Source organism: Brenneria sp. g21c3, from assembly GCF_040240345.1.
In the GTDB taxonomy this organism is placed as follows: domain Bacteria; phylum Pseudomonadota; class Gammaproteobacteria; order Enterobacterales; family Enterobacteriaceae; genus Brenneria.
Genome location: NZ_JBEIAB010000001.1, coordinates 309,183 through 331,732 on the forward strand (window position 1 = coordinate 309,183; position 22,550 = coordinate 331,732).

Annotated in this window: 15 protein-coding genes; 5 read left to right on the forward strand and 10 right to left on the reverse strand. The window is 56.2% G+C overall.

Features of this window, described 5'->3' with window-relative positions; genetic code table 11:
- Positions 1-79: 79 nt before the first annotated feature.
- Positions 80-940, forward strand: coding sequence for a co-chaperone YbbN (locus tag ABRZ28_RS01445; protein ID WP_330519324.1), 861 nt, complete (start codon positions 80-82; stop codon positions 938-940).
- A 202-nt stretch (positions 941-1,142) separates the two neighbouring features.
- Here the strand turns inward: ABRZ28_RS01445 and ABRZ28_RS01450 are convergent, their stop codons facing one another.
- From ABRZ28_RS01450 to ABRZ28_RS01460, 3 genes are all read right to left on the reverse strand, one after another.
- Entirely contained in the window at positions 1,143-2,069 is a 927-nt protein-coding gene (locus tag ABRZ28_RS01450) for an Rpn family recombination-promoting nuclease/putative transposase (protein ID WP_330519325.1), read from the reverse strand.
- 274 nt (positions 2,070-2,343) lie between these two features.
- Entirely contained in the window at positions 2,344-3,591 is a 1,248-nt protein-coding gene (locus tag ABRZ28_RS01455) for a nicotinamide mononucleotide deamidase-related protein YfaY (RefSeq protein ID WP_330519326.1), read from the reverse strand.
- 270 nt (positions 3,592-3,861) lie between these two features.
- A complete protein-coding gene (locus tag ABRZ28_RS01460; RefSeq protein WP_319603483.1) occupies positions 3,862-4,404 on the reverse strand; it encodes a YfaZ family outer membrane protein in 543 nt (180 codons plus the stop codon).
- Positions 4,405-4,653: 249 nt separating this feature from the next.
- On the opposite strand from ABRZ28_RS01460, the gene ABRZ28_RS01465 reads away from it, so the two are divergent.
- Entirely contained in the window at positions 4,654-6,096 is a 1,443-nt protein-coding gene (locus ABRZ28_RS01465; protein WP_319603694.1) for a catalase, read from the forward strand.
- A 505-nt stretch (positions 6,097-6,601) separates the two neighbouring features.
- Here ABRZ28_RS01465 and menE read toward each other — a convergent pair.
- The 6 genes from menE to menF form a co-directional block, all read right to left on the reverse strand.
- The gene (gene menE / locus ABRZ28_RS01470; protein ID WP_330519327.1) at positions 6,602-7,996 is read right to left on the reverse strand and encodes an o-succinylbenzoate--CoA ligase; all 1,395 of its coding nucleotides are present in this window, start codon (positions 7,994-7,996) and stop codon (positions 6,602-6,604) included.
- Positions 7,984-8,955 (reverse strand): o-succinylbenzoate synthase, encoded by a 972-nt coding sequence (gene menC / locus ABRZ28_RS01475; RefSeq protein WP_330519328.1) that lies wholly within the window; start codon positions 8,953-8,955, stop codon positions 7,984-7,986. The genes menE and menC overlap by 13 nt, the downstream gene beginning before the upstream one ends.
- Positions 8,955-9,812: a 1,4-dihydroxy-2-naphthoyl-CoA synthase gene (menB, locus tag ABRZ28_RS01480; protein ID WP_319603486.1), complete on the reverse strand. Its 858-nt coding sequence runs from the start codon at positions 9,810-9,812 to the stop codon at positions 8,955-8,957. The genes menC and menB overlap by 1 nt, the downstream gene beginning before the upstream one ends.
- Positions 9,813-9,817: 5 nt before the next feature.
- On the reverse strand, positions 9,818-10,597 hold the full coding sequence (gene menH, locus ABRZ28_RS01485; RefSeq protein WP_330519437.1) for a 2-succinyl-6-hydroxy-2,4-cyclohexadiene-1-carboxylate synthase: 780 nt from the start codon (positions 10,595-10,597) through the stop codon (positions 9,818-9,820).
- A complete protein-coding gene (gene menD, locus ABRZ28_RS01490) occupies positions 10,597-12,273 on the reverse strand; it encodes a 2-succinyl-5-enolpyruvyl-6-hydroxy-3-cyclohexene-1-carboxylic-acid synthase (protein ID WP_330519329.1) in 1,677 nt (558 codons plus the stop codon). Before menD ends, menH begins: the two co-directional genes overlap by 1 nt.
- 183 nt (positions 12,274-12,456) lie before the next feature.
- Positions 12,457-13,785 (reverse strand): isochorismate synthase MenF, encoded by a 1,329-nt coding sequence (gene menF / locus ABRZ28_RS01495; protein WP_330519330.1) that lies wholly within the window; start codon positions 13,783-13,785, stop codon positions 12,457-12,459.
- Between the two features lie 312 nt (positions 13,786-14,097).
- Here menF and ABRZ28_RS01500 point away from each other — a divergent pair, with 312 nt between their 5' ends.
- The 3 genes from ABRZ28_RS01500 to rcsB are packed head-to-tail and all read left to right on the forward strand — an operon-like array spanning position 14,098 to position 18,596.
- Complete coding sequence (locus tag ABRZ28_RS01500; protein WP_319603490.1) at positions 14,098-15,264, forward strand: MFS transporter; 1,167 nt, start codon at positions 14,098-14,100, stop codon at positions 15,262-15,264.
- A 16-nt stretch (positions 15,265-15,280) separates the two neighbouring features.
- The gene (gene rcsD, locus ABRZ28_RS01505; RefSeq protein ID WP_330519331.1) at positions 15,281-17,953 is read left to right on the forward strand and encodes a phosphotransferase RcsD; all 2,673 of its coding nucleotides are present in this window, start codon (positions 15,281-15,283) and stop codon (positions 17,951-17,953) included.
- Entirely contained in the window at positions 17,946-18,596 is a 651-nt protein-coding gene (gene rcsB / locus ABRZ28_RS01510) for a response regulator transcription factor RcsB (protein ID WP_319603492.1), read from the forward strand. The genes rcsD and rcsB overlap by 8 nt, the downstream gene beginning before the upstream one ends.
- Positions 18,597-19,590: 994 nt before the next feature.
- On the opposite strand, the gene rcsC is transcribed toward rcsB, so the two are convergent.
- A complete protein-coding gene (rcsC, locus tag ABRZ28_RS01515; RefSeq protein WP_319603493.1) occupies positions 19,591-22,461 on the reverse strand; it encodes a two-component system sensor histidine kinase RcsC in 2,871 nt (956 codons plus the stop codon).
- Between the last annotated feature and the right edge of the window lie 89 nt (positions 22,462-22,550).

Sequence of the window (22,550 nt, forward strand, 5' to 3'; positions counted from 1 at the left end):
GCGGCGAATTCAGCCCCCACATAGACCTGATAGATATCAATGACGGGCATACAGTCAAAACGGATGAGAGAGAACCCCCATGCTAGAACAACAAGCAAATATTATTGATGTTAACGAGTCCAACCTTCATCAGGTTCTGGAACATTCCGCGACGCTGCCTGTACTGTTTTACTTCTGGTCGGCGCGCAGTCAGCATTGCCAGCAACTGGAACCGGTACTGGATAAACTGGCGCAGGAATATGCCGGTCAATTTATTCTTGCCCGCGTGGATTGCGATGCAGAGCAACACGTTGCGGCGCAATTCGGCCTGCGGGCGATCCCAACCGTCTATCTGTTCAAAGACGGCCAGCCGTTGGATGGATTCCAGGGGCCGCAGCCGGAAGACGCGATCCGCGAACTGCTCCAGCGCGCATTGCCGAAAGCGGAAGAACTCAAAGTCGCCGAAGCTCAGCAGTTGATTCAGGAAGGCAAACTGCCGGAAGCGATGTTATTGCTGAAGGAAGCCTGGCAGCTTAGCCAACAGCGCAGCGATATCGGTTTGATGCTGGCCGAGGTGCAGATCCAGCTTAACCGCAGCGAAGATGCCGAAGCGGTGCTGGCGACCATTCCGCTACAGGATCAGGATACCCGTTACCATAGCCTGGTGGCGCAGATCGAACTCCTGAAGAAGGCGGCCGACACCCCGGAAATTCAGCAATTGCAACAGCAGTTGGCGGCCGATGGGCAAAATGCCGAGCTGGCGGTAAAACTGGCGTTGCAGATGCATCAGGTAGGCCGTAATGAAGAAGCGCTCGAACTGTTGATGGGCTTTCTGAAACAAGATCTGGGCGCGGCGCAAGGCAACGCGCGCAAGACGCTGATGGATATCATGTCCGCGCTCGGCACGGGCGACGCTCTCGCCGCCCGCTACCGCCGTCAGCTCTACTCGCTGTTGTACTGACGCCGTCGTCCGCAGCGCAAACCGCCATCGCCGTGCCGGCCAACCGCGCGTTATCCCCGTCTGCTACTCCGTCATCCCCGCGGCAGTAGGCGGGGATCGCCGCCTGAAACCGTAAACGGCTTATTCGCGCCGGCGCGTAGTGTGCTGTCGGATAATCAACATGGCAGGCCGTTATTCTTTCGCTGAGTTCAGCGCGAACCGATCAATGAGAGATATTCGCCAGCGCTTCCGCCGTCAAGCCGGTGGCTTCCTGAACAGACGCCAGCGGCAGCCCCATTTTTAACAAACTACGGGCGACTTCCAATTTGCCCTCCAATTTGCCTTCTTGTTTGCCCAGTCGTATTCCTTCCCGTACACCGCGCTTCAGCCCTTTCTGTTCCAGTTTCTGTGCGATTGTCATCAGAGCCTCCTTATGCCTTGGTACGCGCTGCGCCAGTTTGCGGATAAAAGCGTTCGGGTTGGCGGCGTTACCGGCCTGCATCATATAGTTTATCAGGGTGGTCAACTGCGTATCGGTAGTGTAATCGGCAATCAGCAGGATGACCAGACGATCCAGCAGTTTGTCCAGGTTACGGCTGCGAACATGTTTTTGCAGCAGTTCAAGCATCGCCACACTACGGTGGCGCATAATTTCATCGTCCGGGATAACGGTCACGTCCACCAGCGAGAAATTCCCGCTGTACAATGTTTGCGCTACGGCCGGGTCGGCAAACGCCTGTAGCCAGCACATCGGGTAAGGATAAGGACTGGTCTGCCCATGGTAAAATAGGATGGGAATAACCAGCGGCAATTGCTGATGACCGTCGTCAAGGTGACGCTGCATCACGGCTACGGCATAGCGCAGCAAACGAAACGCCATATGTCTGTCGGGGGTGCTCTGGTGCTCAATCAGCGTGTAGACGTAGCCTTCGCCGTGCCGGGTTGTCAGCGACCAGAGCACATCGGAATAACAGGCGCGCAAATCTTCTTCGATAAAGCTGCCGTGAGCCAGTTGCAGCGAATCCAGATTGCATAATTCCCGCAGCAACGGCGGCAGATGGATGTCCAGAAAATCGCGGGCCGCCTGCGGATGGGTGAGTACGGCTTTAAATGCCGCGTCGTGCGGCGTAGAGGAGGCGGTTTTTTTCATCCATGCGCCCGGTGGTGAATGATGGTTCGTCCATCATGGCGGGTTGGCGGGCACGGGTAAATACAACTGTTCCATGAATAGCGGGAAATAAGCAGGCGTTCGCGTTTCACCGGCAATGGCGGGTTAATTCCCGCTCTCGTCTGGATCAGGCTCGCACTTTGACAAGGGGATTTTCCGCTGCCGTCATCCCGTAGTAAAATATGACGCCATCATCCCCGCGGCAGTGGCCTGAAACCGCTATCGGCTGACTCCCGCCTTCGCGGGAGTCACGGGGTTATTTCGCGGGAATGGCGCTCGCTCCATCATGCCCGCGACCGTTGGCGGGCATATCCAGCGTTTCCAGCACATTTATCCAGCCGTGGCCGCGACATACCGGCCAGCCGTTCAGCCAGCGGCGCAACATGTTCATCGCCAGCATCGCCACCACTTCCTGATGCGTCTGCAAGCTATAACGCGCCACGTTAAACTGTATCGCCAACGCGAAATCGCCTTGCGGCGTATGCAGCGCGATCGCCAGGCGATCGTCCGGCCGGGCGCCGACCATCAACGCCAGCGCGGCCTGATGGCGCGCCGCCAGTTGACGGGCATCGTCCGCCAGTCGGCCTAACGTCCGCGGTTCCGTATTGACCAATAACTCGCCGCCGGACAGCGGTACATTAGCCGACCGTAGCTGCCAGTTCAGCATACCGGCGGTAAAATCTTCACTCACCGCCAGTTGCAGATCGCGTTCAGCCAGCCGACGCGCCAACTGTGCGGGCAGCCCCTCCGTGCCTTCGAATAGCGTATTTTCTCCGGCTACGGCGCGCACCTGTTCCCAGCGTTGTTCCATTGCCGCCCGCTGTGCGGCCGGCCCGGTTAATTTCAATTCAATCACCGGCACGGAGGAGCGATAGCCCAATACCACGCCGGAAGGAAGCGCGACCCCGTCCAGTTGGCTGGCGAGATCGCTTTCCGAACGGCCAAAGGTGGTTAAACGCAGACACAGCGGCGGCGGGGAAATAGTAAAGCGTTCGCGCAGACGCGGCATGATTTGCCGATCCACCATAACCTTGAATTCGGACGGCACGCCCGGCGTAAAAAACATCAGGCACTTATTTAACCGCAGGGCAAATCCGCAGGCGGTGCCGACAGGGTTATCAATCATTTCCGCGCTCGCCGGCAGTTGCGCCTGTTTACGGTTGTTCGGCGACATCACCCGGCCCCGCTCGGCGAAGAAGGCTTCCATCCGCTCAAGCCATTCCTCATGTTCGACCAACCCCTCTCCGGCTGCCGTGGCCGCCGCTAACGCGCTAAGGTCATCACTGGTTGGCCCTAATCCGCCATTGACGATCAAGACGTCCGCAATTTGGCTGCGCTGGGTCAACGCCGAGACCAAAGCCTCAAGATCGTCCCCCACCGTCATGCGGCTCGCCATCGGCAGCCCCTGATGAAACAGGTAATCCGCCAGCCAGGCCGCATTGGTATCAACAATTTGACCATGCAGCACTTCATCGCCAGTACATAACATCTCGACCCTAAGCATTTTCCACTCCTATTTGTTGTTCTACGCCTCATCGTTTTCAAGATGAAGTCGGGCGGCCGCCGGATAAATCCCTGAGCGTTTCGTCAATCAGATAACGGGAAGAAGGAAGGGAAGCCAACGCCGTAGTCACTTGAAAGATGGGGGTATAACGGACACTTTAGAAACTCGGCGGGCGAAACACAATGTTTCTTTGCCGCCGTAGCGGAAAGAAAATGCCGGGGCGTCGCAGGCGACGTTGAACATCGCCCCCGGCTATTTCGTTGACGATGATCAGAAATTCAAACCCACGCCGATATAGGCGGAATCGGCCAGTTTATTATCCGAGCGACCGTTCTCGCCGGCCAGATTGATATAACGATAACCGACATCGACATTGAGCGGACCAATGACCTGCCAGCGAACGCCGGCCTTGCCTTCAACATAGTGATCGACGTGGCTGGAGAAGGCGTCCGGAGAGTAATAACCTTCGCCATAGAGGGAGAAGTAGCGGTTGATCGGCCATTGCAGACCGCCGCCCAGCGCCAGCGCATGGCCGTCTGAACCGCGATCCTGATTCAAATACAGCGCCTTGCCGCCGAGCGTCACCTTCAGCGGCCCCACCGGAAGCGTGTAGCCCAGACCGAAACCATAAATATCGTTATTATTGTCCCCGTGCGCATAGCTCACATTACCCGACAATCCGGGGACAAGCAGGCCAAAACCGACATTTGCCCCCGCATAATCACGCCCGGCTTCTCCGGAGATGCCGATGGCGGATACAGAGGATGCGGCAAACAGCAAACTTCCCGCACAAGCAATCACAAACTTTTTCATTTTGAATATCCTTCAAAGCAGTTATAAACGCGCGTGCAAAATAGGTAGGTATCGTCGCCGATTCTACGCGAATCGTATAGCGACTCCAGCGTAACCTTGTCCGAAAAGTTCATTTATTCCCGGCAGCGCCGCCGCCTGACGGGCCTAAAAAGATAAGCGCCTCAATTTGCCTAAAAACCACATAATGACTAATAGTATTTAAGGGAGAAACTCAAATACGCATAGCGAGATAGATATAAGGAAAAAATGATGAGCAAGAAAAAGCTGACCACCGTTGCCGGCTCGCCCGTGGTTGATAATAACAATGTTGTTACCGCCGGCCCGCGTGGCCCGATGTTATTGCAAGACGTTTGGTTTTTGGAAAAACTGGCGCACTTCGACCGTGAAGTCATTCCGGAACGACGTATGCATGCCAAAGGCTCCGGCGCTCACGGCACCTTTACCGTGACCCACGATATCACCCGTTATACCCGGGCTAAAATCTTTTCTGAAATAGGCAAGCAAACCGAGATGTTTGCGCGTTTTTCCACCGTGGCCGGTGAACGCGGGGCCGCCGACGCGGAACGCGATATCCGCGGTTTCGCCATGAAATTCTATACCGAAGAAGGCAACTGGGATCTGGTGGGCAACAATACCCCGGTGTTTTACCTGCGCGACCCGCTGAAATTCCCCGACCTTAACCACATCGTCAAACGCGACCCGCGCACCAATCTGCGTAACCCGGTCTACAAATGGGATTTCTTCTCTCATCTGCCGGAAGCGCTGCACCAGTTGACGATTGATTTCAGCGACCGTGGATTACCCAAATCCTTCCGTCATATTCACGGCTTCGGCAGCCACACCTACAGCTTTATCAACGCCGCCAATGAACGCTTTTGGGTGAAATTTCACTTCCGTTGCCAGCAGGGCATCGAAAATCTAATGGATGACGAAGCGGAAGCGCTGGTGGGCAAAGACCGCGAAAGTTCGCAGCGCGATCTGTTCAACGCCATTGAAAACGGCGACTTCCCGCGCTGGAAACTACAGATTCAGATCATGCCGGAAGCCGAAGCGTCGCAGGTTCCGTATAACCCGTTCGATCTGACCAAAGTGTGGCCGCACGGCGATTATCCGCTAATCGATGTCGGCTTTTTCGAACTGAACCGCAATCCGGATAACTATTTTTCCGAAGTGGAACAAGTCGCCTTTAACCCGGCGCACGTCGTACCCGGCGTCAGCTTCTCGCCGGATAAAATGTTGCAGGGCCGCCTGTTCTCCTATGGCGACGCCGCACGTTACCGCCTGGGGGTTAACCACCACCAGATCCCGGTAAATGCGCCGAAATGTCCGTTCCACAATTACCACCGCGATGGCGCCATGCGCGTCGACGGCAACAGCGGCAACGGCGCGACCTATGAACCGAACAGCTTTGGCGTCTTTCAGGAACAGCCGGACTTCAGCGAACCGCCGTTAACCATTGAAGGCGCGGCCGATCACTGGAATCACCGTGAAGATGATGATTACTATAGCCAGCCCAGGGCGCTGTTCCATCTGCTGAGCGAAGAGGAACACCAGCGCATGTTCCAGCGTATCGCCGGAGAACTGTCGCAGGTGCCTGAATTTATTCAGGAGCGCCAGATTGCGCTATTCAATAAGGTCGATCCCGCTTATGGCGACGGGGTCAAAAAAGCGCTGGCGGCCGTTGGGAAATAACTGAATGAGCGTGAGGTCGTTTCAGGACTCGCGTTGTCCTTAACAACCCCCACCCGGCCTCCCCCTTGTCAGGGGGAGGTGCTGTCCCCCTCCCTTGCGACTGTCTCTTAGTCACATTTTTATGCGGACTCAGAGGCAGTTTCGTGCGCCACAATGCCGCCATTTCCATGCTACGTCGTAGCACGCGCCCGACATAGGGGGCTCAAGCGCCAGCCCCCTATGAACCCGGGCTTGCGGCTAAATTATGCCGCTGCGCGGTGCCATCGGTGTTCTTGACCGCTATTCGAGCCGCCAGTGACGCGTTCCCGACGCGGCACTAGCTTTCGCCGCATCCATGCGGCTCACTCGGCGGCCAAGTCCACCGCTGCATAATTTTTTACGCCGCGTAACAACCAACCCTGTCGGCGCTCCCGCATTTGTGTATAAGAGACAGCCCTTGCGAAGGGGAGGGCCGGGGTGGGGTCGGAACAACAAAGTCGGTCAGCAAACCAAACGAAAACACGCTTCAGCCTTGCTTCTGATTGCGCTCACTATCAACCCACGCCTGCACCTGACGGCGAGAGACTTTAATACCGCCGTTCTTCAATACCGCCGGCAGATAATAATAGGCGACCGGGCGCTGGAATCCCGCCAACTGCGGCTGCAACCAATCCCGCAGCGCATCCAGCGTGGTCGAGCCGGTTATTTCAACCACCGCCGCCGGACGCTGGCCGAACTCCACGTCATCAACCGGCACCACGCAGGCCTGCTGAACATCCGGGTGCGCCAGCAACACCGATTCAATATTTTCCGGTTGAATACCTTCGCCGCCGCTGAAAAACTGATTGTCCAGTCGCCCCAGAATTCGCCACTCGCCATCGGCAAAGCTGCCGCGATCCCGGGTATGGAACCATCCGTCCTCATCGACCAGCGGCGAAAGCCGCCCATCCCGCCAGTAGCCCGACGCCAGCGAACTGCCCCGCAACTGTACCTCTTCATCCACCAGCCGGATTTCCCGTCCGCGCAACGGCAGTCCGACGCCGCCCCGGCCATCGGCGCGTTTGGCGCACACCGTTGAAGCCAGTTCAGTTAAGCCGTATCCGCACCAGCAGCTCACGCCGCGCGCTTCCGCCAGCCGCGTAAGATCCTGCGGGATCATCGCGCCGCCCAGCAATACCGCTTTCAATGTGGCCGGCAGAGTATTATGCGATAACAGACGCCACAGTTGGGTCGGCACCAGCGACGCGTGAGTACACCCCTGCAACGCCGACTCCAGAGGTTGATTGACGCGCACCGCAACGGTTGCGCCAGAGGAGAGCCAGCGCCATACGATCCCCTGCCCTGAAACGTGAAACAGCGGCAATGACAATAGCCAGCTATCGCCGGGCGCGAACGCCATCATCGCCAACACGCCTTCGGCGCTGGCCAGATGGGCGGCAAAGGTATGCGCCGCCGCTTTAGGCTCGCCGCTGGAGCCGGAGGTTAGCGTCAGCGTCGCCAACCGTTGCGGTTGCCAGCGCAGTACCGGCGACGCGGAAAAGAGCGGTTCAACGGCTTCATGCCGCAACGCGGCTATGCCGGACGGCCACGCTTGCCCGTTCAGACATAGCCCGTGGTCGATATCAAGCGAACGCAGCAGCGAATGGGTCAATGGTTCCGGCAACTGCGGATTCAGCGGCAGCAGCCGCGCGCCGCATTGCAACAGCGCGAGATAACAGAACAGCATGTCGGCGCTGTTCCTGCCTCGCAGCACGACGCCGCATCCCGGCGCCACCCCCTGTCGCGTAAAACAGGCAGCCAGTTGATTAATCCGGCAGGCCGTCTGCCGCCAGTTCCAGCAGGTATCGTTTTCGATTAACGCGACGCGTTGCGCCGCGCGTTCGGCCCAGTAATGCCAGGGCCAGTCGTTCAGGATTGCCATACCGGTTCCAGTTGCCCGGCCGTCAACAGCGGCAATTCGCTTTCCGGCCAGCGTCTGACCACCTGCGCCTGCATCAATTCCAGCGTATCCAGGCCGGGAATGGCGTCGGGCGTCAGCCAATGCGCCAGCCGCGCCAGTTGGCTTAACCCCAGACTGGATTCGATACTGGAGCTGATAACCGCCGTTAGCCCCGCCTGATGCGCCTGCTGAATAAGGCGCTGACAACGCGCCAGGCTGCCGACCAGCGTTGGTTTTATCACAATCGCGCTGACGCCCGGCTCCGCTTCGACCCGGAAATCCGCCTCGCGCACGCTTTCATCCCAGGCGATATTGATACCGGTTTCCCGCGCGAACTCGCGGGATTCCTGTCGCGTTTTGCACGGTTCTTCCAGAAAAGCGATGCGCGAGCGCAGGGCCGGATCCACATAGCGGGCAAAACCGTCGGCTTTGGCGCGCGTCCAGCTGCGATTGGCATCAAGCCGCAGTTTCAGATCCGGCAACGCCTCCAGCAACATATTCACGATCATGCCGTCGCGCACCGCTTCATACAGGCCGACTTTGACCTTGGCGACTTTTTCGCCCGGCAGTCCCTGAAGCATGGCGAACAGTTCGTCGGGATCGCCGTTGCACAGCGGCGCCTTGCGATAGTCGGCCTGCGCCGGCAAGCGTTGATCCAGCTCGGCCAGCGCGCAGCTCAGACCAAAGGCGACCGATGGCGGAAGTTCATCGGCCAGCGACTCGCCGGCCGCCCAGCGCGACAACTGCGCCAACGTCGCCGATTCGGCCTGCGCCAGCGTTTCCGCGCTGAACGCCGGCAGCGGCGCAATCTCTCCCCAGCCCTGCTCGTCGCCCTGACGCAGGTGAACGATTAGCCCCTCGCGGCTTTTCAGACGCTGGTTACGCAGCACCACGCCTGCTTCCATCGGTACGCTGTAGCGATAAACCTTAACCTGACGCATTACGGATTCCGTTTGAATTTGCTGAAGTCAGGCTGGCGTTTTTCATTAAAGGCGTTACGCCCTTCCTGCCCTTCGTCGGTCATGTAGAACAGCATGGTGGCGTTGCCCGCCAGTTCCTGCAAACCGGCCTGACCGTCGCAGTCGGCGTTGAGGGCGGCTTTCAGGCAGCGCAGCGCCATCGGGCTGTTCTGCAACATCTCGCGGCACCAGCGCACCGTCTCTTTTTCCAGCTCGGCCAACGGCACCACGGTGTTGACCAACCCCATATCCAGCGCCTGGGCGGCGTCATACTGGCGGCACAGGAACCAGATTTCTCGCGCTTTTTTCTGTCCGACGATGCGCGCCATATAGGATGCGCCCCAGCCGCCGTCAAAGGATCCGACGCGCGGCCCGGTCTGGCCGAAGACGGCGTTTTCCGCGGCGATGGTCAGATCGCACATCATATGCAGCACGTGTCCGCCGCCGATGGAGTAGCCGGCCACCATCGCCACCACCGGTTTCGGACAGGTGCGGATTTGACGCTGGAAGTCCAGCACGTTCAGATGGTGTACGCCGCTGTCGTCCTGATAACCGCCGTAATCGCCGCGCACTTTCTGATCGCCGCCGGAGCAGAACGCCTTGTCGCCCGCGCCGGTCAGAATAATCACGCCGATGCCGTCGTCGTGACGGGCGTTATCCAGCGCCTGGATCATCTCTTTCACCGTTTGCGGGCGAAAGGCATTACGCACCTGAGGACGGTTGATGGTGATTTTGGCGATGCCGTCGGCGGATTTGTGATAAAGGATATCGACGAAATCGCCGCTGCAATCGTGCCATTCTACCGGGGCGTAAAGCAGTTCTTCACTGGGATAAAGCATAATAATTAATCCTTAACGGGATGCGAAATGAAAGAAAGTATCCGCGCGGCATACTCCGCCGGATTGGCTAAATGGGCGTTATGACCGGCCTGAGTCACCGTCAGTAACGGCAGGTTATCCTGTTTTGCCAACGTTTGAAATTTAGCGTCCTGTTCGCCGCACAGGTAAGCGAAAGGGAAAGCCCGCTGGCGCAGCGTTTCTCCTAACCAGGGTTGATGCCCGAGCGAGGTGGCCTCCAGCATATCGGCTACCGCCGCGCCGTCATTATGCCGACGCCGGGCAACCAGCGCGGCGCGCTGAACGGCGTCTAAATCCGCAAACACCGCCTGTCGATACCAATCATCCAACACCGCCTCGATCGGCTCATGGCGAAAACGCCGCGCCCAGTCGGCATCGTGCGATAGGCGTTCTTGCCGTGATCGCGGTTGCGCCAGACCGGGGTTTCCCCCTTCGACCAGCAGCCCGAGCATTCCGCACGCCGGCCCGTAACAGGCGTGATACATGGCGATACGGCCGCCCAACGAATACCCCAGCAGCCAAAAGTCGTCAATACCCTGCTGCCGCAACGTGGCGGTTAACTGCCGACTGACCTGTGCAAAGCCGCTGGTTCTTACCGCCCGCGATCCGCCGTGTCCGGGTAAATCCACCAGCAGCAAAGGCCAGTCGTTGAAAAACGGCGTCACCGGCCGCCAGTCCTCGCCGCTGCCCAACAGGCCATGCAGGCATACCAGCCACGGCCGCGCGGGCGAAACGCTCTCAGGGGTAATTTTCCGGCAGTGCAGCATCACCACGTCTCCGCCTGAGAAACCAACGCGTTCAACGTTTGCGCGCCGTCTTGCGGCGGCACGATAACCTCCAGCAGCGTCACGCCGCCCTGCCGCCAAGCGTTGGCGACCGCATCGGCCACCTGCTGCCACCGCTCGGCGCGCACATAACTCAGGCCGAACATCGCGGCGGCGTGCGCGAATTCCACATTTTGCGGCATGCAGTAAAACGTCTCCCGCTGAGCCTCCGGCGTCGGCAGCAGAGAAAAGATCTGACCGCCATTGTTGTTAACCACAATCAATACCAGCGGCGCCGGCGCCTGACGCAGCAGGGCTAACGCATTCAGGTCGTACAGCGCGGAAAGATCGCCCACAATCCCCAGCGTGGCGCGCGAATTGCCGCGCTGCACGCCGGCCAGCGTCGAGATTAACCCATCAATCCCGCTGGCGCCGCGATTCGCGTACACCGGGTATTGCGCCGGCAGCTGCGCCAGCGCATCAATAAGACGGATCGCCAGACTGTTGCCGACGAAAAGCTGTCCTTCCGGCGGCAACAGTTCTGGTACGCGTTGCGCCAGTTGCGCTTCGCCGAAACGCGGCGCCAGATAGGCCATAGCCTGCCGGCGGGCATGATGCGCGATGGTTGTCAGGTCGTCGGCCCAGGGGATCTGCCTGACCGGCGGATGCGCGCTCAGCCAGTCGCCGACATCGGCAATCAGGCGCCGTCCGCGATGGTGGGCCGGATCCAACCGGCCGGGGCGCTCATCGACCAGCCAAAACTCGCGCTGTTGGCACTGCGCCTGCCACTGCAACAGCCGTTTGCCGGTCAAATTGCCGCCGAACTGCACCACAATCTCGGCTTGCCGCAGCCGTTCAACCGCCGCGGGACAGGCCAGCCAAATATCGGCGCAGGGCAAGGGTTGACCGCTTTGCGATAACACATCGCCAATCAGCGGCCAGCCAAGGGCGGCCGCCCATTGCGCGATTTGCGCGCCCTGCCGCGGGCCGACGTTGCCGGCAATCACCACGCCGCGTCGCTGCCGCCATTCCCCCCAGTCGGCTTGAACCGTCAACGCCTGCCGCCGTACCTGTTGCAGCCAGGGCTCGCGCCCTTGCAGCCAGTCGCCCAAAGGCGCCAGCCAGTCAAGGTAGGCATCTTTATCATCCGCGCCGTATAACGGTTCGGCGAACGGGCAATTGATGTGCAATGCGCCGTGCGCGAGTTCGGATAGCGCGCTGTCCAGCGTCGAAACCAGCCAGCGGGCGGGAATATCCGGCGTGGGACGCGGCAGGTTCAGCGCCTGCGCCGGGTGAGAGGCGTATAACCCATGCTGGCGAATGGCTTGATTGGCGCCGCAGTCGATTAATTCGGGAGGACGGTCGGCCGTCAGCACGATCAAACGCTCGCCGGTCAATCCCGCTTCAATAATCGCGGGATAAAGATTGGCCGCCGCCGTACCGGACGTCACGACGATGGCGACGGGCTCACCGCGGGTTTTCGCCAATCCCAGCGCCAAATGCCCTAACCCCCGCTCGTCAAAATGGGTGTGGCAAATCAACGCGCCATGCTCCGCCGCGGACAGCGTCAGCGGCGTCGAACGGGAGCCGGGCGCGATACAGATATGGCGGACGCCATGACGGGTCAGCGCCTCCAGCAATAACGCGGCCCAGCGACGATTAAATACACTTGTTGACATTATTCACTCAACAACTCAGGTGGCGGACTATCCCCATCATCTTTCCAGTCGCAACGGCGCTGACCCGGCTATACGCCCTCTTCGGGCTGCCGCAGGCAGCAGGCCTGCAACTCGACATCAATTGGGTATGTAGCGCCGACGTTGATATAAACCGGCGCCTGGTACAACAGACATAAAATCAAACTAGGACATATCGCCCTCTAACAGGGATTTTAACCCGGCGGCCTTGTTTTCCAACTCCCACCATTCCTGTTCCGGATCGGATCCCGCCACAATGCCGGCGCCGGCGTACAGCTTGAGAATATTATCGTTGATTTCCGCTGAACGCAGCGCCACGCAAAACTCCGATCGCAGACGGGAGAGATAACCGGCGGAACCGGCATACCAGCCGCGGTCGAACGGCTCATATTGCGTTATAAAACGACGGGCGGCCGTTCTGGGCAGACCGGCCACCGCGGCCGTGGGCTGCAAATCATCAAGACAGACGGCGTCCGACTTCTCCTTCAGCTCCGCCTGAATGGTTCGACGCAAATGCTGCACCTTGCGCAAACGCACGATTTCCGGCGGCATCACATCCAGCGCGCGCGCAGACTGTTGCAACCGCTGGCAGATATCATCAACCACCAGCATGTTTTCGCGTTGGTTTTTGCTATCTTTCATCAGCCAGTCGGCAAGCGCCGCGGTTTTGCCCGCGTCTTTATCATTGGCTACCGTACCGGCCAGCGCTTCGGTTTCAAGCTGCGTATCGCATCGGCGATAAAGCCGCTCAGGGCTGGAACCGAGAAACGCCTGCCGGGCGTCATGCGCCAGCATAAAATGGAAACAGTGGTGATTGACGGCGCGGCTGGCGGCCATAAACGTCGTGGCCTGCAATGGTTGATCCAACGTTAGCGTCGTGGTTCGCGCCAGCACCACTTTGTCCATCTCTCCGGCCGTAATATCGCGCAGCGCAAGCTGTATCAGACGATCCCAGTGCCGACGATCCGGCTGGTGTTCCACCGTCTTAATCTCGCTCTGCAAAGGGGGAAGCGGCCTGACCGGCAGAAGAAAATTGATAAACGCCGCCGCTTCATCAGCATCCTGCCGGAGCGAGGTTTCACTAAACAGGTTAATTTGCAGCCTGAGCGTATGGCCCTGACGCAATAACTCGACGCGCGGCAAAAAGAGATAACCGGCAGAGGCGCCCTGCTCGTTTTCGCGGGACGTTTGGTTAAACGCGTTAAGCCCCCAGATGCGTACGTCCGGCGCGCAATGATGCTGAGCAAGGAACGCTTCCGCCTGCCGAATATGATGAAAACCGCATACTCGCCCGCAAACCGCCGCTTCTTCACTCTCCTGACGATGCTGCCAGTAAAACTGCGGATAGGCGGGTTGCGTCGCCAGCCACGGCAATAACTCAGCCGGTTCGCTGATAACCAGGGAGCGCGTTATCTGTTTGAATCCCGCATTTGATGGCAGTGGCTTGCGCAAATCCTGCTGCATGTGACGCAACAAGTCGGAAAGTTGTCTCAACGTAACCCCGGAATCCTAACGTAAAGTAGGGGATTATACGGGAAAAAAAGGCGCTGTGGGTGAGAGGTTATTCAGGATAAAAGGAATTTTCCGGGCAAGGGATCCCGCTCCCGATGCGCTTTGCCGCGGCATTCTTCCGGCGTACAAGATTTATCCCGCGCCGAATGATTGCTCATCTTTCGTACAACCGGCGTTAACTTATCCGATAATCCCGCCATCTATGGCGCAAAAATGACGAACTCTTCGATTCAGCCACGCAATTATGGTAGAAAGAAGCCCCATTGCGTCTATTAGGTATGTGTCCTTCAGGTGATGAGTACAACACTGAATCCCGAGCAGTCCATTAATCAGCAACAGCCCGGCAAAAAGGCGCAGGCGGCAACGCGGATGACTTTCTTTATCGCGGGGTTTGCCATGGCTTCCTGGGCGCCGCTGGTGCCTTTTGTCAAAGATCGCCTGGCGATCAATGACGCTTCCCTCGGCATGCTGCTGCTTTCGCTCGGTATCGGTTCCCTGCTGGCGATGCCGCTGACCGGCATGTTAACCAGCAAGCTGGGATGCCGGACCGTCATATTAATGGCCGGCGTCTTGCTTTGCCTGGTGTTGCCGATGCTGACGCAGGCGGATACCCTGCCGCTGATGGCTCTTGCCCTGCTCTTTTTTGGCGCAACCATCGGCACCATCGATGTGTCGATGAATATTCAGGCGGTGATTGTCGAACAGGCCAGCGGCCGGGCCATGATGTCCGGGTTTCACGGATTTTTCAGCGTCGGCGGCATAGCCGGCGCGGGCGGCGTCAGCGCCTTGCTGTGGCTGGGGCTGTCGCCGCTGATGGCGATTCTGACGATTGCCGTCCTGGTGCTGATATTCCTGGCGTCGGCGCAAAATCATCTGTTGCGCGCCACCCGGCAGGCCGATAACACCCCGTTATTCGTCATCCCGCGCGGTTGGATCATGTTTATCGGCCTGCTGTGCTTTATTATGTTTCTGGCTGAAGGCGCAATTCTGGACTGGAGCGCCCTGTTCTTAAGCGCCGAACGCCATCTGACCAGCGCGCAGGCAGGTATCGGCTATGCCGCATTTTCCGTTGCGATGACGCTGGGCAGGCTGAATGGCGACCGCATCGTCAATGCTCTGGGGCGTTTCGCCATTCTGGCCGGCGGCAGCCTGTGCGCGGCGTTAGGCCTGCTGCTGACCATCGCCATCGACAACGCGATAACCTCGATATTCGGTTTCGTTATGGTGGGATTGGGAGCGTCCAACGTGGTGCCTATTCTTTTCAGCGCCGCGGGGAATCAAAAAGTCATGCCGGCGAATCTGGCTATCGCCTCGATTACCACCCTCGGCTACGCCGGTATTCTGATTGGCCCGACGCTGCTGGGGTTTATCGCGCAAATCAGCGACCTGGCAATGGCGTTTGGCTGCGTCGCGCTATTGTTATTGCTCGTCAGTCTCAGCGCGCGTGCCGTTATTCGTTAATCAGGAGCGTTAATCAATGCCCGCAATAATCATGCGCTATTTTGCCCTGTTCATCGTGCTGTTGCTGCTTACCACCGGCACGTTTAGCTATAACTACCTGTCTAGCTGGCTAATCAATAAGAAACATGCATTAACGGATATTGCTCAGGGCGTGCAAAAACGCATTGATACCTATCGCTTTTTTACCTATCAGATTTATGGCAACCTGAACGGCGCCCCGCCGAAAGACACGACTATCAACGCCATCAGCCTGATGCCGGATGTCTTTTACGTCGAGAAGAACGATCAAAAGACCGACGCCCTGATATTCGGTCAACACGACGATTCAACCTTGAATTCCGTCTACCGCATATCGCGCTATCTGGATATCCTGTGGGGCGCGGAAAACGACGTTTACACCATGTACTATCTTAACGGCATCGATAATAGTCTGACGATGATCTCAACCCAAACGTTGAAAGACATCTCGTCCCAGTTTCGGGGGAGCTATATCACCGCGATAGCGGAGGCGCGCCGCACGGAAATGCTCCAGCAGGCCAACGCGTTAGACGAACGCGAAAGTTTCTCGCCCATCCGCAAACTGCGCTTTTATAACAACTATTACTTCACGCTGCGCACCACCTTTAATCAGCCCGGCCACCTGGCGACCATTATCGCTTTCGACTTGCCCATTAACGACCTGATTCCCATCGATATGTCGCGCGAAAATTTTATTCTGCGACAAGATACGTCAACCAGTATTGATGCCAATAGCGGCAGCGAAGATATCTCGGTGATTCAGTTGAACGGCTCATTGATTGAGATATCCTCCCAGTTGATTAACGCACCGGTAAAAATCGTTTTTCAGATTCCGATAAGAGTGCTGGTGCTCAATATGCTGAATAATAATATTTGGCTGCTGTTGCTTAATCTGGCCTTGCTGCTTTTCGCCCTTGCCGGCTTTTATATTTTCCGCCGGAAATATATCCATCCCGGCGAAGATGTCTCCGAGCAGTTGCGCGATCGGTTGAATATTTATGATGAAACGATCGGCCGTATTCCGATGGGCGTGCTGATCTATGATTTCAGCAGCAACAAGGTTGTCATACAGAACGCGCTGTCGGAGAGCTTATTACCTCACCTCAGCTTGCAGAAAATCACCAATATGGCCGATGAACATCAGGGCATTGTTCAGGTGACGGTGAATAATGAAATGTATGAAATTCGCCAGTTCCGCAGTCAATATTCGCCGGATTACTGTCTATTTTTGCTGCGAGAACAAGACAAAGAAATTCTGGTTAATAAAAAACTTCAGTTGGCGCAGCGGGAATATGAGAAGAATGTTCAGGCCAGAAAACGTCTGTTCAAAAATCTGCTCGATGAAATCAGGCAACCCCTGCTTTCCCTGCGTCAAAATATGCTTTCTCTTGGTCGTACCGACGAGATTGCCGACCAACAGCGCATCATTCAGCAACTGTTGACCGATGCGGGCAGCGCCATTGAATTACTGGAGAATATCGAACTTCAGGAAAAACTGGAGATGCCGGAATGGCAGCCCGCGCAAAATAGTTTTTCGCCGCTGACCGTGATCGACAATCTGTTGCTGACATTACTGCCCAGAATTAATCAGAAAGGACTGGCCCTCTTTAATCACTACAAGCTGGATATTAACCAGAGCTATCTGGGCGATAGCGAACTGCTGCAAAAAACGCTGTCGCTGCTGCTTAATTACGCCATTACCAATACCGATTACGGCAAGATTACGCTTTCAACCGATCGCGATGCGAATATCCCGGGCAAACTGATTATTCAAATCAGCGATACCGGCGCGCAAATTTCCGGCAGCGAGCAGGATAATCTCGACTATCCGTTTTTACATCCGGCAACGGCGGATCGTTTCAATAAAAACTCGGGCATGACGCTATTTCTGTGCAATCAACTCTGTAATAAACTTGGCGGTAAACTGAATATCAACAGTACAACCGGACTGGGAACGCACTATATTTTAACGCTGCCCCTGGAGCCGGAGCCTCTCCCCGTTGAAGAGGAAAAGCTGCTGGAAGGCATCACGGTATTGCTGGACGTTACATCAGAGGAAGTACAGCACATCGTCAGCCGGCTGCTGACCGGCTGGGGAGCCAATTATGCGCTGGCCGATGAACGTCAGGTTAACCAATCGGCGGATTTGTATATCACCGACGATGCGGATAAAAACGCGGACTATTCCATACTGCTTTGCGGCGATGAAACGACATTGATTTCGCTGGCGCCGCGGCGGCTACAGGCGAATTTCAATATCAGCCAGCAACTGCTGGAGGCGCTGCTTAAACTGATTGAGCAGCAGTTGGAAACGCCCGCGGACGCGTCGTCGACAGGGGATGGCAACGATAGCGCTTTTTATGCCAATCAGTTGGCCGCAAGCGATTATTATTCGCTGTTTGTTGAGACAGTACCGGATGATTTAAAGAGGCTGTATACTGAGGCGGAAGATGGTGATTTTTTGTCACTTGCGCAGACAGCACATCGGTTGAAAGGCGTGTTTGCCATGTTAAATCTGCATCCCGGCAAACAACTGTGTGAGCAGCTGGAACAGCATATTACCGCGCACGATAGTGTACAGATAGAAAATAACCTTCATGAAATTGAGGCATTCGTCAGTGCATTGTTACAGCAAGGTAGCCAACATATGAGTAACCTAAACGATGAGTAATCTAAACGTAATTATTGCCGACGACCATCCTATTGTTCTTTTTGGCATCAGAAAGTCGCTTGAACAAATTGAATGGGTCAATGTCGTTGGTGAATTTGAAGACTCGACAGCGCTGATCAATAACCTCCCTAAACTGGACGCCAACGTATTAATTACCGATTTGTCCATGCCGGGAGATAAATACGGCGATGGCATCACTTTAATTAAATACATTAAGCGTCACTTCCCTCATCTCTCTATTATTGTTCTGACCATGAACAATAACCCGGCCATTCTAAGCGCCGTGCTGGATTTGGATATTGAAGGCATCGTGCTGAAACAAGGCGCGCCGACCGACCTGCCTAAAGCATTGGCGGCCTTACAGAAAGGCAAGAAATTCACCCCGGACAGCGTCTCCAAGGTATTGGAAAAAATCAGCGCCGGCGGCTATGGCGACAAGCGCCTGTCGCCGAAAGAGAGCGAAGTCTTGCGGTTATTCGCCGAGGGTTTTCTGGTCACCGAAATCGCCAAGAAACTCAATCGGAGCATCAAGACCATCAGCAGTCAGAAAAAGTCAGCCATGACCAAACTGGGCGTGGATAACGATATCGCCCTGCTGAACTACCTTTCTTCCGTTAACGGCAATGGCTCGCAAACAGAATAAGGCGGGAATCTTCTGCTGGAACCGCGCGTAGTCATTAAGTGATTCCCGCCTGCGCGGGAATGACAGTGTAGCGATCACCGCGTCCGCTCTCCGTCATTCCTGCGCCCGCGCCCTGTCATTCCTGCGTCCAATTCCTTGTCATTCCTGCGTCCAACTCCCCGTCATTCCCGCATTTTTAGGCGGGAATCGCCTGCTGGAACCGTGCGTAGTCATTAAGTGATTCCCGCCTGCGCAGGAATGACAGTGTAGCGATCCCCGCGTCCGCTCCCTATCATTCCTGCGTCCAATTCCCCGTCATTCCTGCGTTTTTAGACGGGAATCGCCTGCTGGAATCGTGCGTAGTCATTAAGTGATTCCCGCCTGCGCGGGAATGACAGTGTAGCGATCCCCGTGTCCGCTCCCTGCCATTCCTGCGTCCAATTCCTTGTCATTCCTGCGTCCAACTCCCCGTCATTCCCGCGTTTTTAGGCGGGAATCGCCTGCTGGAACCCGCGTAGTCATTAAGTGATTCCCGCCTGCGCGGAATGACAGTGTAGCGATCCCCGCGTCCGCTCCCCGTCATTCCTGCATCCAACTCCCCGTCATTCCCGCGTTTTTAGGCGGGAATCGCCTGCTGGAACCCGCGTAGTCATTAAGTGATTCCCGCCTGCGCGGGAATGACAGTGTAGCGATCCCCGCGCCCGCTCCCTGTCATTCCTGCGTCCAACTCCCCGTCATTCCCGCGTTTTTAGGCGGGAATCGCCTGCTGGAACCGTGCGTAGTCATTAAGTGATTCCCGCCTGCGCGGGAATGACAGTGTAGCGATCCCCGCGTCCGCTCCCTGTCATTCCTGCGTCCAATTCCTTGTTATTCCTGCGTCCAACTCCCCGTCATTCCCGCGTTTTTAGGCGGGAATCTTCTGCTGGAACCGTGCGTAGTCATTAAGTGATTCCCGCCACGGAGGGAATGGTCACAGGCGGGAATCACGCTTTCGCCGCGGGCGATCCGTTTCGGCTCAGGTTTCCGACGCGACCGCCTTTTCCCGCGATTGACGCACCAGGCTACTGTAGTAGGACAGGCTCTGTTGCAGCGTATCCAGCGTTACGGGTTTGGATAAACAGTTATCCATTCCCGACTGCAAACAACGCTGTTTTTCTTCCGCCAGCGCATTCGCCGTCACGCCGATAACCGGGAAAGTCTGCTCAAGTTCGCGTAAGCGCTGAGTCAATCGATAACCATCCATATTCGGCATATTGACGTCCGTCAGCACGATATCAATCTGGTTTTTACTTAACACGCCAAGCGCATCAATACCGTCATTGGCGGTCATCACCATATAGCCCAGCGATCCGAGCTGATCGGCCAGTAAGCGGCGGTTGATCGGGTGGTCATCCACCACCAGAATCATAATATCGCCGTTCTCGATGCTGCTATAGTTGGTCAGCGGCGCCGAAAGCACGGAGTGCGATGCGTCGGCGGCGGCCGGGCGATAAATTTTCTCCAGCAGATTCGGCAGGTATTGCGGGGTGGAGGTGCTGTGCGCCCAGCGTCCGGGGCTGATTTCCTGTGCGGCGCCGGTATGCGAACCGCTAATGATGATATGCGCCCGCGCCTCAAACTGCTGCGATACCGCATAATCACTGATGACCACGTCATCGCTGCCGATCGTTTGCTCCTGATAACGGCTGGCCCGCATCCCATGCGCCTGCAAGAACGTCAGCAGATAAGATTCCATGCGCACATTGCGCACCATGAGCCAGCACATTTTCCCCTGCAAACCGGCGTTAATCGCCACCGGCACATAGCGCGCTTTATAGAGCGGGATCCTGACGCCGAATTGACTCCCCAGGCCAGGGTCGGACTCAATGGAAATATCCCCATCCATCAGATTGACCAGTTTCTCGCAGATGGCCAGGCCAAGCCCGGTCCCCTGGAAGTGACGCTGCACGCCGCTCCCCGCCTGAAAGAACGGATCAAACAGCTTAATGGTTTCCCGGGCGGGGATCCCCACGCCGGTATCCCGCACCAGAAACTCCAGATAGCCATCGCGGCAGCCGACCTGAAAAATAATGCATCCCGTATCGGTAAACTTGATGGCGTTGCTCAGCAGATTGGAGAGCACCTGCTGTAAACGCACCGGATCGCCGGACAAGCTCACCGGCACATTGGGATCGATAAAGCAGTACAACGTCAGGCGTTTTTTTACCACCAGCGGTAAATAATTGCTGGAGATATGGCTGATCACCTCGTGCGGCGCAAATTCACAGGGTTCGATTTTTAATTGTTCAGATTCAATCTTGGAGAAGTCGAGAATATCGCTGATGATTTTCAGCAATAGCGAGGATGAATTATTCATCGCCGCCACCAGTCGATTGGCATCCTTGGGCAGCGCTTTGGTTTGTAATAAATCCAGATTACCGATAATACCGTAAAGCGGGGTACGCAGTTCGTGGCTGACCGTCGCCAGAAACATCGATTTCGACTGACTCGCCTGCTCCGCGGCGTTGGCCATTTCCTGTAGCGACTCTTCCATTTTGACGCGGGCGCTCACATCCAGCAGCACGCAAATCGCCACATTCTCATTGCGATAACGCGAGTGAACGAAACTGATTTGCAGGTGATGGTTTCGGCTGGTCATCACATCGACGAACTTGGACTGCTGCTCGCAAATAATACGGGTAATGCGCAGACGATCCTCATGCGTGAGCAAATTCAGGTAATTATGCGCCAACTCGTTACTGAGAATATTCGTCCCGTCGTTGATGCGCAGAATACAAATGCCTACCGGGGCGGAAGCCACAATCTTGCGGTTGAATTGTTCATTCTCTTCCAACTGGAACGCATTCACTTCGGCCGGCACCAGCATTTTCCGCTCAAAGAACCAGGTCAGCATAAACAGGAGTATCGCCGACAGAGCATTGAGCATAACCATATTAATGATCAGCGGACCGATATGAGACAGCAGAACTTTTACCGGCAGCGAATAAATGATGCTGAACGCTGTCGGCGTCAGGTTCTTTTTCAGAATAATTTCACCATAACCATTCACGTAGCCGAAATAGTTATGATCGACCGGATAGCTATTCATCGATGAGATATGGCGGCCCGACTCTTCGGTAAACTGCAACACCGGCTGGTTATATTGATTCAACAGCTTGGCGCTTATCGGGAATTTACCCAGGATCACGAAGTCATCAAGGCGAATGGTTTGCTCAATCCCCATGATCACTTCCAGCTTGTTACCGATATAAATCGGCGTAAGCGCATAGAGATAGCCGACATCCGATATCGACGCCGGCGTAATCCAATAGACCGTTTCATCCCTAATCGCGGACTGGTTGGTATTTTTTTGCTCAAGAAAACGATCTTGCACATTCTTAAGCAGGTTATCGCGATCTAGCGACTGGTTGCGAATACCAAAATCCACCATACACTGCCGATCGCCGCCGACAAAAAATACCCGATTCAGGTCATACACCGCAGAAAAGTTTTCACGCCAGCCGTTAAAAAAATCATTCAATGAGGCTAAAGGGCTATTCTTTGCGCCGTAATTAACCGAGCAATTGGCGCCGGGCGATAAGGGATAAATAGATAAAGATGAATTTCCATCCGGCGACGGCTGCTGATTTCCCGTCGCGTTCATCAGGCGGTTGGCGGCCAGATACTTCAGTTCTCTTACAATATCCGCCGCGTGGCGAATATATCCCTGCGACTGATCGAAGCTCAGATTATATTCCTGGCGCAGCTCGGACTCTTTGTCATTCAGCGTATTACTGATATAAAAAATGGATATCAGCGCGCCAAGCGTCCACAGCATAACCGCCAACACCCGGAACAAATAACGGGAGACTTTTAATGTCGTATGGAACGAGGCCAGATATTTCAAGTGAATACCATTGAATTGAGACAGCTGATGGCGACAATGATTTGTCGATACAGTACCGATACTACATAAAAAAAGCCAGCGCATCACAC